Below are 16,524 nucleotides of genomic sequence, written 5' to 3'. Positions count from 1 at the left end.
CTCTCCTACTGCTCGGGGGTCGAGGTCGGAGAGGGAACCGAGGAGAACACAGAGCTCTCGTCGGTCAGCAGGCCGAAGTGGTTCAGCGGCCAGGCCACCACGAAGACGTTACCCTGAACGTCATCCTTCGAGATGAAGGCGGTGCCGTCAGAGATGTGGTAGCGGGAATCCGCAGAGTTGCTGCGGTGGTCGCCCATCACGAAGTACTTGTCCTTGGGCACGGTCACTTTGAAGGCCAGCTCGGAGGGCTGGTTGCCCGGGTACAGGTAGGGCTCGTTAATCTCCACGCCATTGACCTTGATCTTACCGGAGCCGTCGCTCTCCACCACGTCACCGGGGGTACCGATAACGCGCTTGACCAGGTAGTTCGATGAGGTATCGGGCAGAACACCCACGAAGGAGAGGCCTTCCTTAATGGGGTTGCTGCTCTTCTGGGTCGAAGGAATCCAGCCCTGCGAGTCCTTGAACACGATGACGTCACCGCGCTTGGGCTCGTTGAAGTAGGAACCCGCCACGTTGATGAACACGCGGTCGTTGACCTGCAGGGTCTGTTCCATCGAACCGGAGGGAATGTAGAAACCGCGCAGCAGGAAGGTCTTAATCAGGAACGCAATAATCAGAGCGTAGAGAACCACGGTACCGCCCTCACGCACCTGAACCCAGGCCCACTCGCCCAGGCGGTCCTCCTCGCGGGCCTTAGCGAAGGTCAGCTCGGCCTGCTCGGCGCGCTTGGCCTTGCGGCGCTCCTTGGCGGTCATGGTCGAGGGGTCTTCGGGCTTCTCCTCGTCCTTCTCGGCGCTCTTATCGGCGGTGGTTGCGGCGCCCTCTTCTTCCGAGCCCTTGGTATCAGGTGCTTCCGCGGGCTGAGCGGATGCGCTCGCCGCCTCGGCAGCGGCGGGTCGAGCGTCGCCTACGTGGGATTCCTCGCCCTGTTCGGAGGAGGCCAGCTCGGCCTGTTCACGCTTCTTCTCTTCGGCCAGACGCGCGGCGTACTCCTCCATCTCACGGCGCTCGCGACGGGATTGGGGCTTATATCCCTCGGGATAGGGGCTGTTGTTCGCAGTCGTCTTGTCATCTGCCATGCTGAAGAGCCTTTCGTTTGAGAGACATGTAGGCCAACCTGAGTGAGGCGGTACCTAGCTATTGTAACGAGAGCACCCGTGCCGCCGCCTCTTTGACTCGTATAGCGAAGCTCCGCCGAGCCCTACGGCTCGCCGACAGCAGGGACCTAGGGAAGGCTCCTCCGTTCGCTTCCCCCGCTTCTGGACAGCGCATCACCGTATTCGGGGTGCTCGCCCGGATACGCAAAAACCGCCCCACATTCCGCACGGGTGCGGATGGGAGCGGTTTGCAACAGAATTCTGAATCGATAAAGATTAGAACTCGCGCTTCTCGCGGATACGAGCAGCCTTACCGTGGCGGTCGCGCATGTAGTACAGCTTTGCACGACGGACGTCACCGCGGGTCACAACCTCAATCTTCTCGATGGAGGGAGAGTGAACGGGGAAGGTACGCTCAACACCAACGCCGAAGGAAACCTTGCGGACGGTGAAGGTCTCGCGAACGCCTGCACCCTGGCGGCCAACGACGAAGCCCTTGAAGACCTGGATACGGTGGTTCTTACCTTCAACGATCTTAACGTGAACGTTCAGGGTGTCACCGGGGCCGAAGGCGGGGACGTCGTCACGGAGGGACTTCTTGTCGAGGAAGTCAAGAGTCTGCATAGTTGTAGATCTCCAGAGCCATCTGCCGCAGGTCAAATAGACTCAGATTGCTCTGCCCCACAGCGGGACAGAAAACTTCATGCTTCGGACAGGATTGGTGCCCGAAGGTTGACATCGTTGGTCGCTCTCCCCCCTGCGGCAGGGGCGTGCCCGATGTCAACACAATGCTCCATTATCCCAATGCACCCGCGTTTATGCAAGCATCCGGGGAGCACTTTTAGAAGGGGGGTTCGTCACTTTGAGCTCCTCCACCCTGCGCGCCCCCGCCCGGTGCTCCCGCAACCTGCGCTCCAGCGCTCTGAGCCACCGTGCTCGGCAACTCGGCGTTCTGGGGCACATGCGATACCGCATCCGGCGCGCCCTGCGGCGTATTCGGCAGCGCGCCCAGCGGGGCATCCTCGTGGAGCGCGCGCTTCTCCACGGTGCGGGCAAAGGAACTTGTGCCGTAGTTCAGGTCGTGGCCGATGCCCTGCGCGTCAATCTCCACGGTAGTTCCCTGCGTGCCGTCCTCACGGTTCCAGCGGTTGATGCGCTGGCGCCCGCTGATGACGAGCGGCTGCCCCTTCTGCACCGAGACAGCGATGTTCTGCGCCAGGCGGCGGTAGGCCTTAATGGTGTACCAATTGGTCGTGCCCTCCTTCCAGGTTCCGGTAGCGTCCTGCCAGCGCGGTGTGCTGGCCAGGCGGAAGTTCACGACGGGCACGCCGTTCGGCAGGGCCGCCAAGGTCGGGTTGGATGCGGTGAATCCGCGGATTACGATGGTGTCGCTCACGATATCTCCTATGATTTCTTGGGGTTAACCCCGGGCTAAAGCCTCTGCACCGGCTGGCCCGAACCGGTTGAGGCGCCTCCGTTCGGGCTCCCGGTCGGTTGCCCCAGGTTGGGTTGGGCCGGTTGATCAGCCTCGGTCAAGTTGGGCCGGCAGGTTACCCAGTCGGTTCTTAGGGTAGGTTTCTTCTACTGTGCCGCGTGCGCCGCCACCGGGTGCCCGCCCCTCGCGCATCTGTGGATAATTCACGGTCTTATCGCGCTATCATCCCGCCTGTGGACGAAATATTTGAACGTTTGGGGTAGTTTTTTCAAAAAACCGACGCGAGGAACCGTCATTGGAACGAATTATGACGCCATCCGCATCCTCGCTCCCCTCCTCGCAGAGGCGAGCTAATTCACGGCGAGCGAGTTACCTTTTACACCGCAAGCCCTCTATCCTTGATGGAGCGGCGACCCGCTGCTTTGACCAATACTTGACCGATACACCGTGCTACCCCCGGAGTTTCCGTGAGCAAAAAGCCCATGAACAGCAACGACCTGCCCACGCTGCAGGATCTTCAGCGGATTCAACGCAACCTACCCAGGCTCCCCGAGTCCATGGACCCGCAGAAGAAGCGCCTCATCTACGGCCTGCTGGCCTTTCTGGCCATCATTCTGCTGATTGTCGGCATGATCTACGTGAGCAAGCACGGCGAGGGCGGCCTCTTCGGTTCGGAGTCTTCGACCTCCGCTACCGACGACGATGACGCCAACGTAGCAACCGAGACGCTCTCCGAGGTCAAGAACCCGTACAAGGCGGTTGATCCCGTCACCGCGCTCGCGCCGGATCTGGCCACCGCGAAGAGCGAGCTGGCGTCCCTGCAGGTGAAGGAACGCGCGTCGAAGGCTGGCTACTCTCGTGATCAGTTCGGCCCCGCCTGGGATGACGTTGACGGCAACAAGTGCAATACCCGCGACGACATTCTGCGCCGCGACCTGACCAATATTCGTTTCAAGGTCAAGACCCACGCGTGCACCGTCATTACCGGCACGCTTGCAGACCCGTACACCGGTAAGACCATCGAGTTCAAGCGCGGCAAGAAGACCTCCGCGGCCGTACAGATTGACCACGTGGTCGCCCTATCGAACGCATGGCAGACCGGCGCGCAGGACCTGAGCGCCGAGCAGCGCCGCCAGCTGGCAAACGACCCCGAGAATCTACTCGCCGTGGACGGCCCGGCCAACCAGCAGAAGTCCGATGCGGATGCCTCCGAATGGTTGCCGAGCAACGCCTCCTACCGCTGCACCTACGTGGCTCGCCAGGTGCACGTGAAGGCCAAGTACAAGCTGTGGGTGACCGCCGACGAGAAGAAGGTCATGGAGCGCACCCTCAACTCGTGCAAGGACACGAACCCGACCAAGAAGTAACGCGCCCCGCATCTTTGCGGTAGCTCAAGGGTATAAAGAAAACCGCCCCGCACCCCCGTTGAAGGGTGCGGGGCGGTTTTCGTTACGGCGCCCCAGGAGGGAATCGAACCCCCGACCAAGAGATTAGAAGGCTCCTGCTCTATCCTCTGAGCTACTGGGGCCTTCCTCTAGGGTACACGAGTCCTGGCTGTTCCCCGCACGTTTGGACGCCCAGAGGAACCGTCGGGGCGGAACACTCGAGGGGGTTAGCTCCGCGTGGAGCCGGTCAGCACCTCTCGCTCCTGTTTCTTTGCCTCGCGGCGGCGTGCACGGCGGCTCGATGCGCCGGGGAACAGCTGCCACCACAGGCGAATCGCGGTGCGGCGCACCTGCGTGGGGCGGAAGCTCACGTACACCATGCGGCGGGTTGCCGGGTCGAGGACCATGAGGTACACAATGTAGCCCAGGCAGACCACCGTTGCGATAAGTCGGCCCATATCCTGGTTGAAATCGCGCAGATAGGGCGAAACGTTCAGCTGGTCGCTCACGCCGTAGGCCATGAAGAACAGCGTAGTGATGAAGTACCACATGAGCTGAAAGTGCGAGCGCAGACCGGTCGCGGCAAGCATCGGGATAGCCCAGAGCAGGTACCACGGCTGAATCATGGGGCTACACAGGAGCATGAACAGGATGGCCAGGCCGGCGTGGCGCACGATGTTGCGGTCGCGTCCAACGAATGCCATTGCTACCGCTCCGAGCATACCGATGCCTTTGCCGACGGTCTCGATGAGTTTGCGAATGACCTCGAAGGTATCCCCCTGCGTGAAGAGGGATGCCGCGCCAATCACCAGGCCGAAGGGGGTGTACCAGATGTACTGGCCGCCGGTGGTGGACAGTGCCTTGATCCAACCGAATTCGAGGCCGGTCACCCAGCCCATGACCGCCATTTCGGCAAGCAGGAGCACACCGGAGAGCACCCAGAAGATGAACTTGCGCGGCCAGGAGGCGTTCTTGCCGGCCCAGAGCAGACCCACGAAGGGCAGCACCACGAGGGCGAGCGGCTTGACGGCAACGCCGAGGGCTACGAATGTCACGCCGAGCGGGCCGCCCCATCGGGTGTCGCGGTAGCGCTTGGCGTAGTAGAGGCCGCCGAGCATGAACATGGTCATGAGCGAGTCGTTGTGGCCGCTGGCGATGAACGATGCGATGAACAGCGGGTTCGGGCCGATCTGCCAGAGGGCGCGGACCTGGTTGAAGCCGTGTGCCTTGGCGAGTTTTGCCACGTAGAAGAGAATGCCGATGACCGCGAGCACGGAGAGCAGGCGGAAGTAGAAGAGGGAGAGGTCGATGTTCTCCCCGGCCAGGCGCACGATCCACTCTTCGAGCTTGAGGGAGACCGGGCCGTACGGGGGCGGGGATTCCGCCCACATGGGGTCCGCACCGTTCTGCATGAAGTTCGAGATTTCGGAGACTCCGTGCTTGTACGGGTTGAGGCCGTGCGCCATGACCATGCCCTGACCGTAGTAGGAGAACATATCGCGGCTGTAGATGGTGAAGGCGAAGATCTGCGGCAGGGACCAGCTGGTGATGACGGCAATCATCCAACGCATGGTGTTGGGTTCGTTCCAATCGCCCATCTTCTGGTAGATGCGCAGCCATTCACGGCACATAATCATGGCGCCGAGGGCCAGCAGGATAATGCCGGCGATGACCCATACGGCGTCAAACCTGATGGCGCGAATCAGGTCGTAGCGCCAAAAGTTGGAGCTATCCGAGAGCCATCCGACGGTGTAGGACCCCAGGGTGACCATGATTGAGCCGATGGTGCCAATGACGAGCGTTCGCAGACGGTGGTTATTGACGTAATCCAGCAGCCGGGGTGAGAGGGGTGCGTCGTGTGCTCTGGTGGCGGCGAGCCGGTGTGCGGGCTCTTTCAGTGAGCGCATTACTCCCTTTCTGTATGCGTCGTCTCTTTGGCTTTTATCATACCCGAGCGCTTCACCGGAGCCCGGCGGATTCGGGTGCGAGCGCGCGGTGTGGACACCGCCTCTGCACACACCTGAGCGTTCTTATACGTTCCGACTATGTTCCGACGCGCGGAGGGGCGGGCGGGCGCGAATGAGGGTAGAGTTGGAGTGTGAGTATTTCTAGTGAACGTATTGTATGGATTGACTGCGAGATGACCGGCCTCGACGTGGCCAATGACGCCCTGATTGAGGTGGGCGTTCTGGTCACCGATGCCGACCTCAACATTTTGGGTTCGGGCGTGGAGTTCGTCATTAAGCCCGGCGACGAGTCCCCCGCGGGTGCGGTGGAGAACATGAACGACTTTGTGCGTTCGATGCACGAGTCCTCGGGTCTGCTGGACGACCTCGAGAACGGCGTGTCGATGGATTACGCCCAGGAGCAGGTGCTCCGCTACGTGAAGAAGTATGTTCCTGTGGCGGGCAAGGCGCAGCTGGGTGGTAACTCGGTGGGCATGGATAAGCGCTTCCTGGAACGTTACATGCCGCAGGTGATGAACCATCTGCACTACCGCGTGATTGATGTGTCCACGATTAAGGAGCTGGCTTCGCGCTGGTACCCCGCCGCCCGTCACAGCGCCCCGGTGAAGACCGGTCACCACCGCGCGCTGGGCGATATTAAGGATTCGATTGACGAGCTGAAGTACTACCGTCGCGCAATTTTTGTGGAGCAGGGTCCGGATGCCGTGGCCGCCGCTAAGATTGCCCGTGAGGTTGAGGCTGAGCGCGTCGAGCTGGAGGCGAAGGCCGCCGAAGCTGCCGAGCAGTAGCCGAGCGCGATGCAACGGCGCCTGAGCGCGGCGTAGCTGTGCACCGGGGATGCGCGTCCCGCGGGCCCGCGAGGGTGTCCCGTGGCGTGCGTCCGGCGCGCCCCAACCCCCATCTCAAACTGTAACGAGCATCACCCAATCTCAGCTTGGCAGGGTTCGTGAACTCATGTACAGTAGTATCCGTTGCACATCGCAAGGGAAACCAAGCGAAGCACATGGTGGTCGTAGCTCAGTTGGCAGAGCGCCTGGTTGTGGTCCAGGAGGTCGCGGGTTCAACCCCCGTCGATCACCCCGATGGAAAGGGTCGTTATGGTTATCCGTAACGGCCCTTTCGCTTTACCCTGACCTCGGTTTACCTGGACAAGGTTTACCGGAGCAAAACTTTTACACCAGCACTTTCAACCCTTCGAACGAGAACAGCACGCCCCGCGACTTCATGCGGCAGGCGCACCCGATAGGTCCCCGTTCAACACAAGCAAAGGATGATTCTGTGGCTATTCGCCCCATCGTTATTCACGGCAACCCCGTTCTGCACCGCCCCGCGGCACCCGTCACCGAGTTTAATGATGAGCTCAAGGAGCTCGTGGCTGACATGTACGAAACCATGGACGCATCCAACGGCGTGGGTCTGGCGGCACCGCAGATCGGTGTGGGCCTGCGCATCTTCACCTACAAGATGGAGAACGAGGACGGCGTTCCCCCGCGCGGCTGCATCATCAACCCGGTGCTGACCCTGGGCAAGATTTCTACCGCTGACCCGGACCCCTACGAGGAGGAAGAGGGCTGCCTCTCCTTCCCCGGTTACGGCTTCCCCCTCAAGCGCGCCGAGTGGGTCACTGTGAACGGCCTTGACGAGCACGGCAACCCCGTCCACTTCGAGGCGACCGGCTGGTTCGCCCGCTGCATGCAGCACGAGACCGACCACCTGGACGGCAAGCTGTACGTGAACCGCCTGAACAAGAAGTGGACCAGCAAGATGAAGAAGGTCGTCAAGAAGGAAGGCTGGACCGTGGACGGCAACTCGTGGATGCCGGGCGTGGATCCCGATCCCTTCGGCCACTAATCGGACCCTCCTAGGGCCCCCTAGAGGTCGGGCGGGCCTCCCGCGAAGCTTTAAAGCGAAGACCGCGAACGCGTTAGAAAATGCGTTCGCGGTCTTCGCTTACCATCTGCGGATGGTGACATGAAAACGGGTCATCCTATGAGCCGGGTTCTGTCTAAAACGCCGCCCGAAGGGGCGTTTCGAGGCAATCATCTATCTAGAACGTACGTTGCCGCACGTCTCAAGCAGCCTACCCGAATACGCACCCCGAGAACCGGGGATCGGGCGCACTACCCTACCATGGCGCATCCTATTTGACCTTGCTCCGGATGGGGTTTACCTAGCCGGGCACGTCACCGCGCCCGCTGGTGGTCTCTTACACCACCCTTTCACCCTTACCGCGGCGAACCGCGGCGGTTTACTTTCTGTGGCACTGGCCTGCGGGTTACCCCGAGTGGATGTTATCCACCATCCTGTGCTGTGGAGCCCGGACTTTCCTCGAAGCATCCGAGTGCCTCGCGATTGCCCGGACGGCCCGTTTTCACCCCACTCATTATACGCATACCTCTCGGGGCGGTTATTTACCGGGTTCGTCTCGCGGGTACGCTGGAATCTCGCGGATGCGCTGGCAGCCTGCCAGGTACACTGGGTAGATGCTAATTCTTCTTCCCCCGTCTGAAGGTAAGACCCCCGCCCCGGCGGGCAACGCACCGGTTTCTTTTGCCGATCTCTCCTTTCCGGAGCTGACTGCCGAGCGTGAGAGCGTTCTAGAGGAGCTGACCGCGGTCAGTTCGGGCCCCGATGCCCTGGCGGAGCTGAAGGTGGGTGCGTCCCTCGAAGCAGAGGTGGAGCGCAACACGCGCCTGCTGTCCGAGCCGGCGCAGCCCGCGATTCGCACCTATACGGGCGTGCTGTTTGAGGCGCTGGATTACGCGAGCTTCTCCCCCGCCGAGCGCGATGCGGCGCACTGGTCGCTGCTGATTTCTTCGGCCCTGTGGGGTGTTCTGCGCCCCGAGGATGCGATTCCCGCCTACCGTCTGTCCATGGGTGTGAAGCTGGGTTCGATTGGTGCGCTGGCAAACTTCTGGAAGGGTGCGCTGGGCACCGCCCTGGAGGCAACCGCGAAGGACCAGCTGATTCTGGATTGCCGTTCTGCAGCCTACGCGAAGTCGTGGGTGACTCCCCCGTCGCAGACTCTGGCGGTTCGCGTGGAGCGTGTGGCGGCCGATGGTTCTCGCAAGGTCGTCTCACACATGGCGAAGCATTACCGCGGCCTCTTTGCTCGGTATCTGATTCAGTCGGGATTGGCGGCGCGCCCCCTAGATGGTTCCACGGCGGGTATCGCCGAATTCTTGGAGGCGGTCAGCGAGGATTGGGCGGTGGAGTGCGCTCTGCCCACGGCTCGTAAGGCGGGTGTCCTGACCCTCCTCGTGCACGAGGGGCAATAAATCCCAGCGGGCTTTATGTCGTGATTTTAGCCGGGCGGTGCGATCGTGCTGCCCGGCTAAAAATTTAAATATTAAGAAATTTTTACCCTTAAAAGAGTCGCGGGAAATAACATTCTTTCTCAGTGATTTAGCATTTCCTCTCATCGACGCTTTCCTAATGCGCTCTACGGCAGAGGTATCACTCAGCGCACCGTTTTCTTTAACCATTCGATGTGTTTATAGTATTAATTAACCCCTCACCGAGAGGGATTGCATATTCACCTCGCGTTCTCTCGACTCAGCGCTATCGAAGCCCGATACGTCCTGCACGCCGATAGGTCTCGCTCGGATTATGGCCGAGCTACAGGTCTAGCGGCGGTATAACAATTCATTCAGAAACACACCGATTGGACACGATATGTCTACCTCGTCATCTCGTCGCCTCTTCCTGAAGGGCACCGCCGCCCTCGGTATCGCCGGGGCGCTAGGAGCTGGCCAGCTCGCCCTGCAGGGTGCACAGGCCGCAACCCTGGACATTCAGAGCGTTCCTCTGGATTTGCAGGTCAATCAGGCAATGATTGATATCAGCGGATTTACCCTCTCCTACGAAGTTTCCGGTTTGCAACCGATCTTTGAAAACGGGCTATATACTCCCTATTTTGAAATCGGTAACTACACCGAGGATAAGGGATTTAAAGTATTCTATTTTATTTCCCTCGAGAAGAATCGTTTGGATACCGATAATGTGTACCGCCAGACGGTCATTCTTCCCACGGGTATGACGACCGGCCCGAAGGGAAAGTACGGTATTCGCCTTACCCTGCGCCCCTACAATAAGCAGTACACCATTCTGCGCACGATGGTTTCTGACGTTACCGTCAATACCGATTACGCGCGGACGCCTTTCATTATTGACCTGGAAGACGAAGATCCGTACTCCTACGACGTATACACCGTGTGCCAGCAGAAGATGATGCTCATCGACAAGAACCGCCGCATCTACCCTTACCGCGCGGCCACGCGCGGCGACCTTATGGATACGCTGTACCGCACGGTGGGTTCGCCCAAGGTAGTTCTCCCCGCAGTTTCGCCGTACCCGGATGTTTCGCCGAAGGACCCCCGGTACGCCGCCTACATCTGGGCCGTGCAGAAGGGACTGACGAGCGGCTGGTCCGACGGCAAGATGCATCCGGAGGCGGTGGCTCACCGCACCACGATGGCCGCTTTCCTGTATCGCTTCAACGAGGCGTACCCGGCCCTTACCGAAGGAACCCACCCCACTCCGGTGGCGCCTGCGGATATGCACCCCGGTTCTCCCTTCTTTAGGGAATCCGTGTGGTTGCATACGCGCGCGAATATCGACCCGAATTTCGCGTACAAGAGCGCAAATTTCTTCCCGGACCAGGAAGTCACCCGTGCGGAATGGGCGCGAGCTCTGATTATGCTGCACGCGGATACCCTGTGTGCCAATATGCGAGATTAAGGGCGGGTCGGGCCTCACCCGGCCTTTCCCTAATCTTTCTTCGCTAGATACCCCATCTTGCAATTGCGTATCAAACCCACCGCACGACGAGACTTATCAACTTTATATAGTTGATAATTTGGTTTTTATCGATTGTGCGGTGGGTTTTCTGCCCCGTTTGGAGCATGGAGCTTTGCCCGCGACTCAGTGTTTGTGCTTATCAGCACAATATTTAGGCATATTTTCCACCTCATGCACATAGTTTTTAAAGTTATACTTCAGCTTAAGACCAGCCTTCTGGTGTGAAACTTTTTCCAAGTCCACAACCGCCCCGATTACGGCAGGTCTTATCTATTTGCTACGGTGTTGATACGCACTTCCACACAATGCGTCACACCGATAAAACCGATTGGATACCAATGTCCTCACTTCAGAGCCATCCGCGTTTCGTATTCTCTAAGAATATGGTGAAGGGCGGTTGCGCCCTCACCCTTGCCGGCGCGATGCTCCTGCCTCTCTCCCCGGCCATGGCGGCCCCCACGGCGAATACCCCGGCAGTAGCCGGTGCCGTGCAGCAGGGAGAAGCACAGAACACGCAGCACCTGCAGGTTACCTCCGGCACCTTCGACATCCTCAAGGGCGGCACCATCACCGTTAACGGCTCCGGGTTCTCCCCCGAGTTCGTGCACGATAAGTCTTTCCGTCTTTACATCGTGCCCAAGGGTGAGAGCATCGCTTTCCCGCCGCATCACCCGCGCAGCTACCCCTACTACGCCCAGGACGTGCCCTCCACCGCCTTTGCTGCGGACGGCACCGTGAAGCTCACCGCCTCGGTGGACGCCAACTTCTTTGAGGCAACAGGCTCCTCCTTCGACGTGGTGCTCGGCTACCGCGACTCCGACCAGGACGGTTGGATTCCGGCGGGCGAGACTCGCACCGAGCTGAAGGTTGCCGCCGTTCCCACGGTTTCGTCCCCGACCCTGAGCTACAGCGCTTCGACCGTGGATGCTTCGGCAAACACCTCGATCACCGTGAACGGCGCTGGATTCCAGGACATTTCCTACAACGGCAACGAGTCTCTGATTCTGGCCGTGCGCGCCGTTGACCCGGCCACCGGCAAGCCGACCGGTCCCGCGCTGGCCCAGTCCGAGGCAAAGTTCACCTACTACTCGGCCTTCTTTGGCCAGTACATGGGCTACGTTAACGGCCGCTTCAGCACGAACCTGAACATCCCCGCGGGCGCCCTGAAGGCTGGCACTTCCTATGTGGTGCAGACCTTCGAGTACACCGTCCCGGAAGACAACGACCAGGCGAACGAGCAGGCCCTGAGCACCCAGGCATTCGTGCCGGTGACCGGCGTGAACGCCGTCCACGCAGACCCCTCGGTTACCCTGAGCACCGATTCGGTGGATCTGGGCTCTTCCACGACGGTTCGTGTGAAGGGCTCCCACCTCAATGTTCCGGCCGGTTCTTCGGTCCAGGTTCTCTTCTCCGCCGCCGAGGCTGACGGTCAGCCCACCGGCGACCCCATCCAGAAGGTTGTGCTCCCCGCCAACCGCGTGTCCCAGGGCGCCTTCGAGACTGCCCTGTCGATTGACGGAACCCAGCTCGAGGCCGATGGCCACTACGCGATCTTCGTGAACGTGGTATCGGCCAAGGGCGAGAGCGAGCGCGTCTCGGCCACCTACCTGAACCTGACCGGCACCTCGCCGCAGCAGAAGAACGGTTTTGCCGACGTTCCCTCCACCCACTCCCTGTACAAGGCCGTGCAGTGGGCCAACGAGAAGAAGCTCCTGGACCCGCACGAGAAGACCTGGTTCGGGGCGAACGATAACGCGACCCGCGGCGACCTGACCGTTGCCCTGTACCGTCTGGCGGGTTCGCCGAAGGTCACCCTTCCCGCGACCAGCCCTTATAAGGACGTGAAGACCACCGACCCGAACTACTCTGCCTACATTTGGGCTCGTCAGAAGGGTATTACCTACGGTTGGGCCGACGGTAATTTCCACGCCGAGGCCGGTGTCTCGAACGCCACCGTGGCGGCCTTCCTGTACCGTTACGACGGCAAGAAGCGCGTGACCGTCACCCAGGCTCCGTACACTGACGTCAAGGTGGGTTCGGCGTTCTACCGCGAGATTACCTGGGCTAAGCAGCGTAATCTTCAGGTGTTCCCGGGCAGCAACTACTACCCCACGGCTCTGGCAAGCCGTGGCGAGCTGGCCGGGTTCCTGATGAACTACGCGGGCCGCTAAGGGCTGACAAAGCCTTCTTCTGCCGGGCGGATGCGAATGCTACCGAGAGGTGCGTCGCGCATCCGCCCGGCAGGTTTTTGCGGGGGTGGAAGCCGCGCCGATCACCTGGCTCATCTCTCACCGTTGAGCCTATTTCCATAAAACCACCCCGGCAGTGTTCCAGCATGTCCAAGGCCTTTCAGCGGGTTGAGTTCGCATTTTGGGTCCTGCGGTTTTATGCTAGGTCTATTGCATATCCGTGCGCGTATTCCCCTTTTCCGGCGGGGAACACGCGGTAGCGCGGTACAAGAAACACACCGATACACCAACCACATCGAGGATTTATGTCCCGCAACGCGAAGCGTTCCGCTACGTCTAATTCTTCAACGAATCATCACGAGTCCGCGCAGGTTCTCAGCTCCGTCGATTCTGCCGACGCATCCGCCGAGCAGCGGAAGAAGTCGACTTCCCGACGCCGCATTGAGCTGGGCGTGGGGGCGGTAATCCTGGCGGGTGTGCTGTACCTGCCGTTCTCTCCCCTTCTCTCGATGGCCGATCCCTCGCAGGCGAATACTCCGGCGGCAGATGCCACCGTCCCGACATCGGCCAGCCTTCATGCCTCCGCGGATGGTAGCCCCTCGCTAAGCCTCTCTTCCCCCGACACGAAGCTACACCGTCCGGTCATTGCCTCGCCCGATTACCAGCCCGCTTTCGAGGATGTACCCGAGGGTTCTGCCTACTACGATGGTGTGCGCTGGGCCGTGCGCGCGCAGGTGATGGATCCCGATTCCGAGACTCTCTTCGGCGCGGATAATACGGTGACACGAGGCGAACTGATTCGCATCTTCTATCGTCTGGCGGGCTCGCCGTCCGTGACTCGGCCGGACCATTCCCCCTACGAGGATGTTGACGAGTCCGACCCGAATTACGACGCCTACCTGTGGGCGCGCGATCAGCAGATTACGAGCGGCTGGAATGATGGCAAGTTCCACCCGGAGGCACCCCTGTCAAACGCCTCGACCGTCGCCCTGTTGCACCGTGCTGACGGCTCCTCGAAGATTCAGCTGACGGGCATCTCACCGTTTAGTGATGTGACTTCCTCGACCCCCTTCTATCGCCAGATTGTGTGGGCGTCTCGCCGCGGCGTGTCGACCGTGTCCGAGGGCGACGCGTTCGCCCCGACGGAGCACACGTCGAAGGCACGCGTGGCGATGATGCTGTACCTGTACTTCCGCACGCTGTAGCCGATGGCCCACGGGGTCTTAGAGGTTGAAATAAAGGGAAACATTCAACTCATCATTGAGCGGGTCTGTGATTTCCGGTTGAGGGTTTGGTAGGGTGAAATCATCCCCGAAACCGACGGGGACAACCAACCAACCCATCGCACCCGCGTCCCCATACGCGCGGGGGTGCCTCACCGTTTTCGGTGCGGTATTCCGCAATGTTGCGCGCCGCTTCCCGCGGTACCGCACACCGCGGTGCGAGACACAATAGAACCGATAGGGATAATGATGTCTTCTCTGCCGAACTCTAAGGCCCCTTCTTCTTTTGCCCGCGCAGCACAAGGATGCGGTGCGCTGGTTCTCGCCGGTGCCATGGTGTTTCCCATGAGCCCGGCGCTGGCTCAGAACGTGACTGCGGAAGCACCCGCGGCCGTTGCCGCTGGCTCCCTGCCGGCTAACCCCACCCCGAAGGCCGGCGGTGACCAGAAGGCTGAGACCAACGCCTTCACCCCGCACTGGAGCTACAGTGCCCTTACCGATACGTCCAAGGACCAGGATTTTCACTTCAATGGCTGGGACTTCAACGGCGATATTAACTCCCCCAAGGGCGTGCAGATTCTTATTCGTGAGAAGGGTTCGAACACCGCCGTCCTGGCTATCAGCGACATTGTCGAGTACAACGACCCCGAGTATGCGTTCCAGTACCAGCACGGACTCCTCAACGGTAACGTTAAGATTCCCGCTAACACCCTGGATTCGGCGAAGCAGTACACCGTCGAAGTGTGGGGCAACAACGGCTACGAGGGCAGCGACAAGCTCGTCACTCCCGTCGTGGGTCAGGCCCCCGAGGGCCGCGGCACTCTGTTGGCCTGGCAGGATCTGAACTTCAAGGGTTCGGACGGCGTTCAGGCCGCCAACCTGCCCACGACTCAGGACAACGACAAGAAGCCCGAGCCAACGCCGGATCCCAAGCCAGTGGAGCAGACCACCACTTTTGAGGCGTCCGTTCTCGACGGCTACAAGTACGATGGCGTGAACCCCTTCCTCATCACGACCGAGGGCGGCACCGTTCACGTGAAGGGTTCGGGCTACACCAAGGAGTGGCGTGCCCAGCACGGCACCGTGGCGCTGTACATTGCCCCCGCAAAATACGCGCCCTCCGGCTACAGGATTCCGACCTCGGATATGTTGCGTTTTGTGGAGGGGCAGGACTTTACCATTGCCGATGACGGCACCTTCGAGGCTGATCTGAAGGTTGAGGCGTACAAGCTTGCCGCCTACTACTTCATTGACGACGACATTTTCCATGATCCGACCGGCGGCACGAAATACGACGTCCGCTACAATATTCACGTAGTTGCTGAGCAGAAGGGCCAGAAGCCGCTGACCGCCCAGGAGCTGTGGACCAGCAAGAACGTAGTGAGCACTCGGGTGCTGAACACTCTGGGCGAGAAGCCGGAGCCGTTCGTGCCGCGCCTGAGCTACAACGCTGTGGCTGACTCTGCAAAGGCACAGGTTTTGCACGTTGGCGGTCAGGGGTTCAACGGCGATATCCACTCCGTTAAGGGCGTCCAGTTCGTGGTTCGTGAGAAGGGCTCGAACACCCCGGTTCTGGCAACCAGCGACATTATCGAGTTTGACCACCCCACCCAGGCTTCGGCTTACCGTGACGGCAACCTGAACGGTACCGTGAATCTTCCGGCAAACACCCTGGATGCTTCGAAGAAGTACGTGATTGAGGTCTGGGCTAACGACGGTTACAGCGAGAACGGCGAGCTGCTCGCGCCGGTTGTGGGCAAGTCCACCGAGGGTCGCGGCACCCTGCTCGCATGGCAGGACCTGGACCTGAACGGCACGAACGGTTATAGGGACGCCAACCTGCCCAAGGCCCAGGACCCCAATGAGAACGATAACCAGAACCCTGATCCTTCCGACGAGAAGCTGGAGACCCTCGCTACCCGCGGCGAGCTCACGGCTGCCCTCTACGTGCAGGCGGGTACCCCCGAGGTGAAGCTCCCCGAGACTTCCCCGTGGCCGGATGTGAAGACCACCGACCCGAACTTCCCCGCCTACGTGTGGGCCCGTCAGAAGGGCATCACCTTCGGCTGGTCGGACGGCAAGTTCCACGCTGACGCCGGCGTTTCGAACGCAACCGTTGCGGCCTTCACCTACCGCGCGGCGGGTTCGCCTGCGGTAACGGGAACCTCCTCCTACAAGGACGTGACCCCCGGTTCGGCCTTCTACCGTGAGATTCTGTGGGCTCAGCAGAACAAGGTGGTGCTGAACGCTAACGGCACTTTTGATGCTCAGCACATGGTGACCAAGGCTGAGCTGGCCACCCTGATCGCGGCATACCAGGCTCGCTAAGCGTCGCATCGGTGCGCTCGCGTCTCCCCTCGGGTTTTACCTTGAGGGCGCGTGCGGCGCATCGGATAGCTCGCTGGTTCCCCGTGCTCCCGAATGG

12 protein-coding genes, 2 tRNA genes and 1 other RNA gene are annotated in these 16,524 nt (G+C 60.6%); 9 read left to right on the top strand and 6 right to left on the bottom strand.

What is annotated here, in order from left to right:
- Positions 1 to 5: 5 nt before the first annotated feature.
- The 3 genes from lepB to HMPREF2630_RS07665 form a co-directional block, all read right to left on the bottom strand.
- The gene (lepB, locus tag HMPREF2630_RS07675; RefSeq protein WP_049334079.1) at positions 6 to 1,082 is read right to left on the bottom strand and encodes a signal peptidase I; all 1,077 of its coding nucleotides are present in this window, start codon (positions 1,080 to 1,082) and stop codon (positions 6 to 8) included.
- A gap of 294 nt (positions 1,083 to 1,376) precedes the next feature.
- Entirely contained in the window at positions 1,377 to 1,724 is a 348-nt protein-coding gene (rplS, locus tag HMPREF2630_RS07670) for a 50S ribosomal protein L19 (protein ID WP_005507488.1), read from the bottom strand.
- Positions 1,725 to 1,941: 217 nt separating this feature from the next.
- Complete coding sequence (locus HMPREF2630_RS07665) at positions 1,942 to 2,496, bottom strand: single-stranded DNA-binding protein (protein ID WP_049342769.1); 555 nt, start codon at positions 2,494 to 2,496, stop codon at positions 1,942 to 1,944.
- Between the two features lie 506 nt (positions 2,497 to 3,002).
- Here HMPREF2630_RS07665 and HMPREF2630_RS07660 point away from each other — a divergent pair.
- Positions 3,003 to 3,902, top strand: coding sequence for an HNH endonuclease family protein (locus HMPREF2630_RS07660; protein ID WP_049342770.1), 900 nt, complete (start codon positions 3,003 to 3,005; stop codon positions 3,900 to 3,902).
- 88 nt (positions 3,903 to 3,990) lie between these two features.
- On the opposite strand, the gene HMPREF2630_RS07655 is transcribed toward HMPREF2630_RS07660, so the two are convergent.
- Positions 3,991 to 4,063, bottom strand: a tRNA-Arg gene (locus tag HMPREF2630_RS07655).
- An 84-nt stretch (positions 4,064 to 4,147) separates the two neighbouring features.
- On the bottom strand, positions 4,148 to 5,827 hold the full coding sequence (gene mptB, locus HMPREF2630_RS07650; protein WP_049342771.1) for a polyprenol phosphomannose-dependent alpha 1,6 mannosyltransferase MptB: 1,680 nt from the start codon (positions 5,825 to 5,827) through the stop codon (positions 4,148 to 4,150).
- A gap of 191 nt (positions 5,828 to 6,018) precedes the next feature.
- On the opposite strand from mptB, the gene orn reads away from it, so the two are divergent.
- From orn to def, 3 genes are all read left to right on the top strand, one after another.
- Positions 6,019 to 6,675 (top strand): oligoribonuclease, encoded by a 657-nt coding sequence (gene orn / locus HMPREF2630_RS07645; protein ID WP_049342772.1) that lies wholly within the window; start codon positions 6,019 to 6,021, stop codon positions 6,673 to 6,675.
- A gap of 218 nt (positions 6,676 to 6,893) precedes the next feature.
- Positions 6,894 to 6,966, top strand: a tRNA-His gene (locus tag HMPREF2630_RS07640).
- 199 nt (positions 6,967 to 7,165) lie between these two features.
- The gene (gene def / locus HMPREF2630_RS07635) at positions 7,166 to 7,738 is read left to right on the top strand and encodes a peptide deformylase (RefSeq protein WP_049334074.1); all 573 of its coding nucleotides are present in this window, start codon (positions 7,166 to 7,168) and stop codon (positions 7,736 to 7,738) included.
- A 123-nt stretch (positions 7,739 to 7,861) separates the two neighbouring features.
- Here the strand turns inward: def and rnpB are convergent.
- An RNA gene (gene rnpB, locus HMPREF2630_RS07630) (RNase P RNA component class A) lies at positions 7,862 to 8,255 on the bottom strand.
- A gap of 115 nt (positions 8,256 to 8,370) precedes the next feature.
- On the opposite strand from rnpB, the gene HMPREF2630_RS07625 reads away from it, so the two are divergent.
- The 5 genes from HMPREF2630_RS07625 to HMPREF2630_RS07605 all read left to right on the top strand — a co-directional run bounded on the left by HMPREF2630_RS07625 (position 8,371) and on the right by HMPREF2630_RS07605 (position 16,427).
- On the top strand, positions 8,371 to 9,165 hold the full coding sequence (locus tag HMPREF2630_RS07625) for a YaaA family protein (protein ID WP_070484263.1): 795 nt from the start codon (positions 8,371 to 8,373) through the stop codon (positions 9,163 to 9,165).
- A 397-nt stretch (positions 9,166 to 9,562) separates the two neighbouring features.
- Positions 9,563 to 10,627 (top strand): twin-arginine translocation signal domain-containing protein, encoded by a 1,065-nt coding sequence (locus HMPREF2630_RS07620; RefSeq protein ID WP_049342810.1) that lies wholly within the window; start codon positions 9,563 to 9,565, stop codon positions 10,625 to 10,627.
- Positions 10,628 to 11,025: 398 nt separating this feature from the next.
- The gene (locus HMPREF2630_RS07615) at positions 11,026 to 12,858 is read left to right on the top strand and encodes an S-layer homology domain-containing protein (protein ID WP_049342809.1); all 1,833 of its coding nucleotides are present in this window, start codon (positions 11,026 to 11,028) and stop codon (positions 12,856 to 12,858) included.
- A 323-nt stretch (positions 12,859 to 13,181) separates the two neighbouring features.
- Positions 13,182 to 14,081, top strand: a complete 900-nt coding sequence (locus HMPREF2630_RS07610; protein ID WP_070484260.1) for an S-layer homology domain-containing protein — start codon at positions 13,182 to 13,184, stop codon at positions 14,079 to 14,081.
- A 267-nt stretch (positions 14,082 to 14,348) separates the two neighbouring features.
- The gene (locus HMPREF2630_RS07605) at positions 14,349 to 16,427 is read left to right on the top strand and encodes an S-layer homology domain-containing protein (RefSeq protein WP_070484613.1); all 2,079 of its coding nucleotides are present in this window, start codon (positions 14,349 to 14,351) and stop codon (positions 16,425 to 16,427) included.
- Positions 16,428 to 16,524: the final 97 nt, after the last annotated feature.

The sequence above is a fragment of the Rothia sp. HMSC072B03 genome, assembly GCF_001809565.1.
GTDB classification, from domain to species: Bacteria; Actinomycetota; Actinomycetes; order Actinomycetales; family Micrococcaceae; genus Rothia; species Rothia mucilaginosa_A.
This window is presented reverse-complemented; position numbering and strand designations above follow the sequence as displayed.

Coding starts and splice junctions, on each gene's coding strand:
- HMPREF2630_RS07615 (WP_049342809.1), top strand. CDS start 11,026: ATGTCCTCACTTCAGAGCCATCCGCGTTTCGTATTCTCTAAGAATATG.
- rplS (WP_005507488.1), bottom strand. CDS start 1,724: ATGCAGACTCTTGACTTCCTCGACAAGAAGTCCCTCCGTGACGACGTC.
- lepB (WP_049334079.1), bottom strand. CDS start 1,082: ATGGCAGATGACAAGACGACTGCGAACAACAGCCCCTATCCCGAGGGA.
- HMPREF2630_RS07605 (WP_070484613.1), top strand. CDS start 14,349: ATGTCTTCTCTGCCGAACTCTAAGGCCCCTTCTTCTTTTGCCCGCGCA.
- HMPREF2630_RS07610 (WP_070484260.1), top strand. CDS start 13,182: ATGTCCCGCAACGCGAAGCGTTCCGCTACGTCTAATTCTTCAACGAAT.
- HMPREF2630_RS07620 (WP_049342810.1), top strand. CDS start 9,563: ATGTCTACCTCGTCATCTCGTCGCCTCTTCCTGAAGGGCACCGCCGCC.
- mptB (WP_049342771.1), bottom strand. CDS start 5,827: ATGCGCTCACTGAAAGAGCCCGCACACCGGCTCGCCGCCACCAGAGCA.
- HMPREF2630_RS07625 (WP_070484263.1), top strand. CDS start 8,371: ATGCTAATTCTTCTTCCCCCGTCTGAAGGTAAGACCCCCGCCCCGGCG.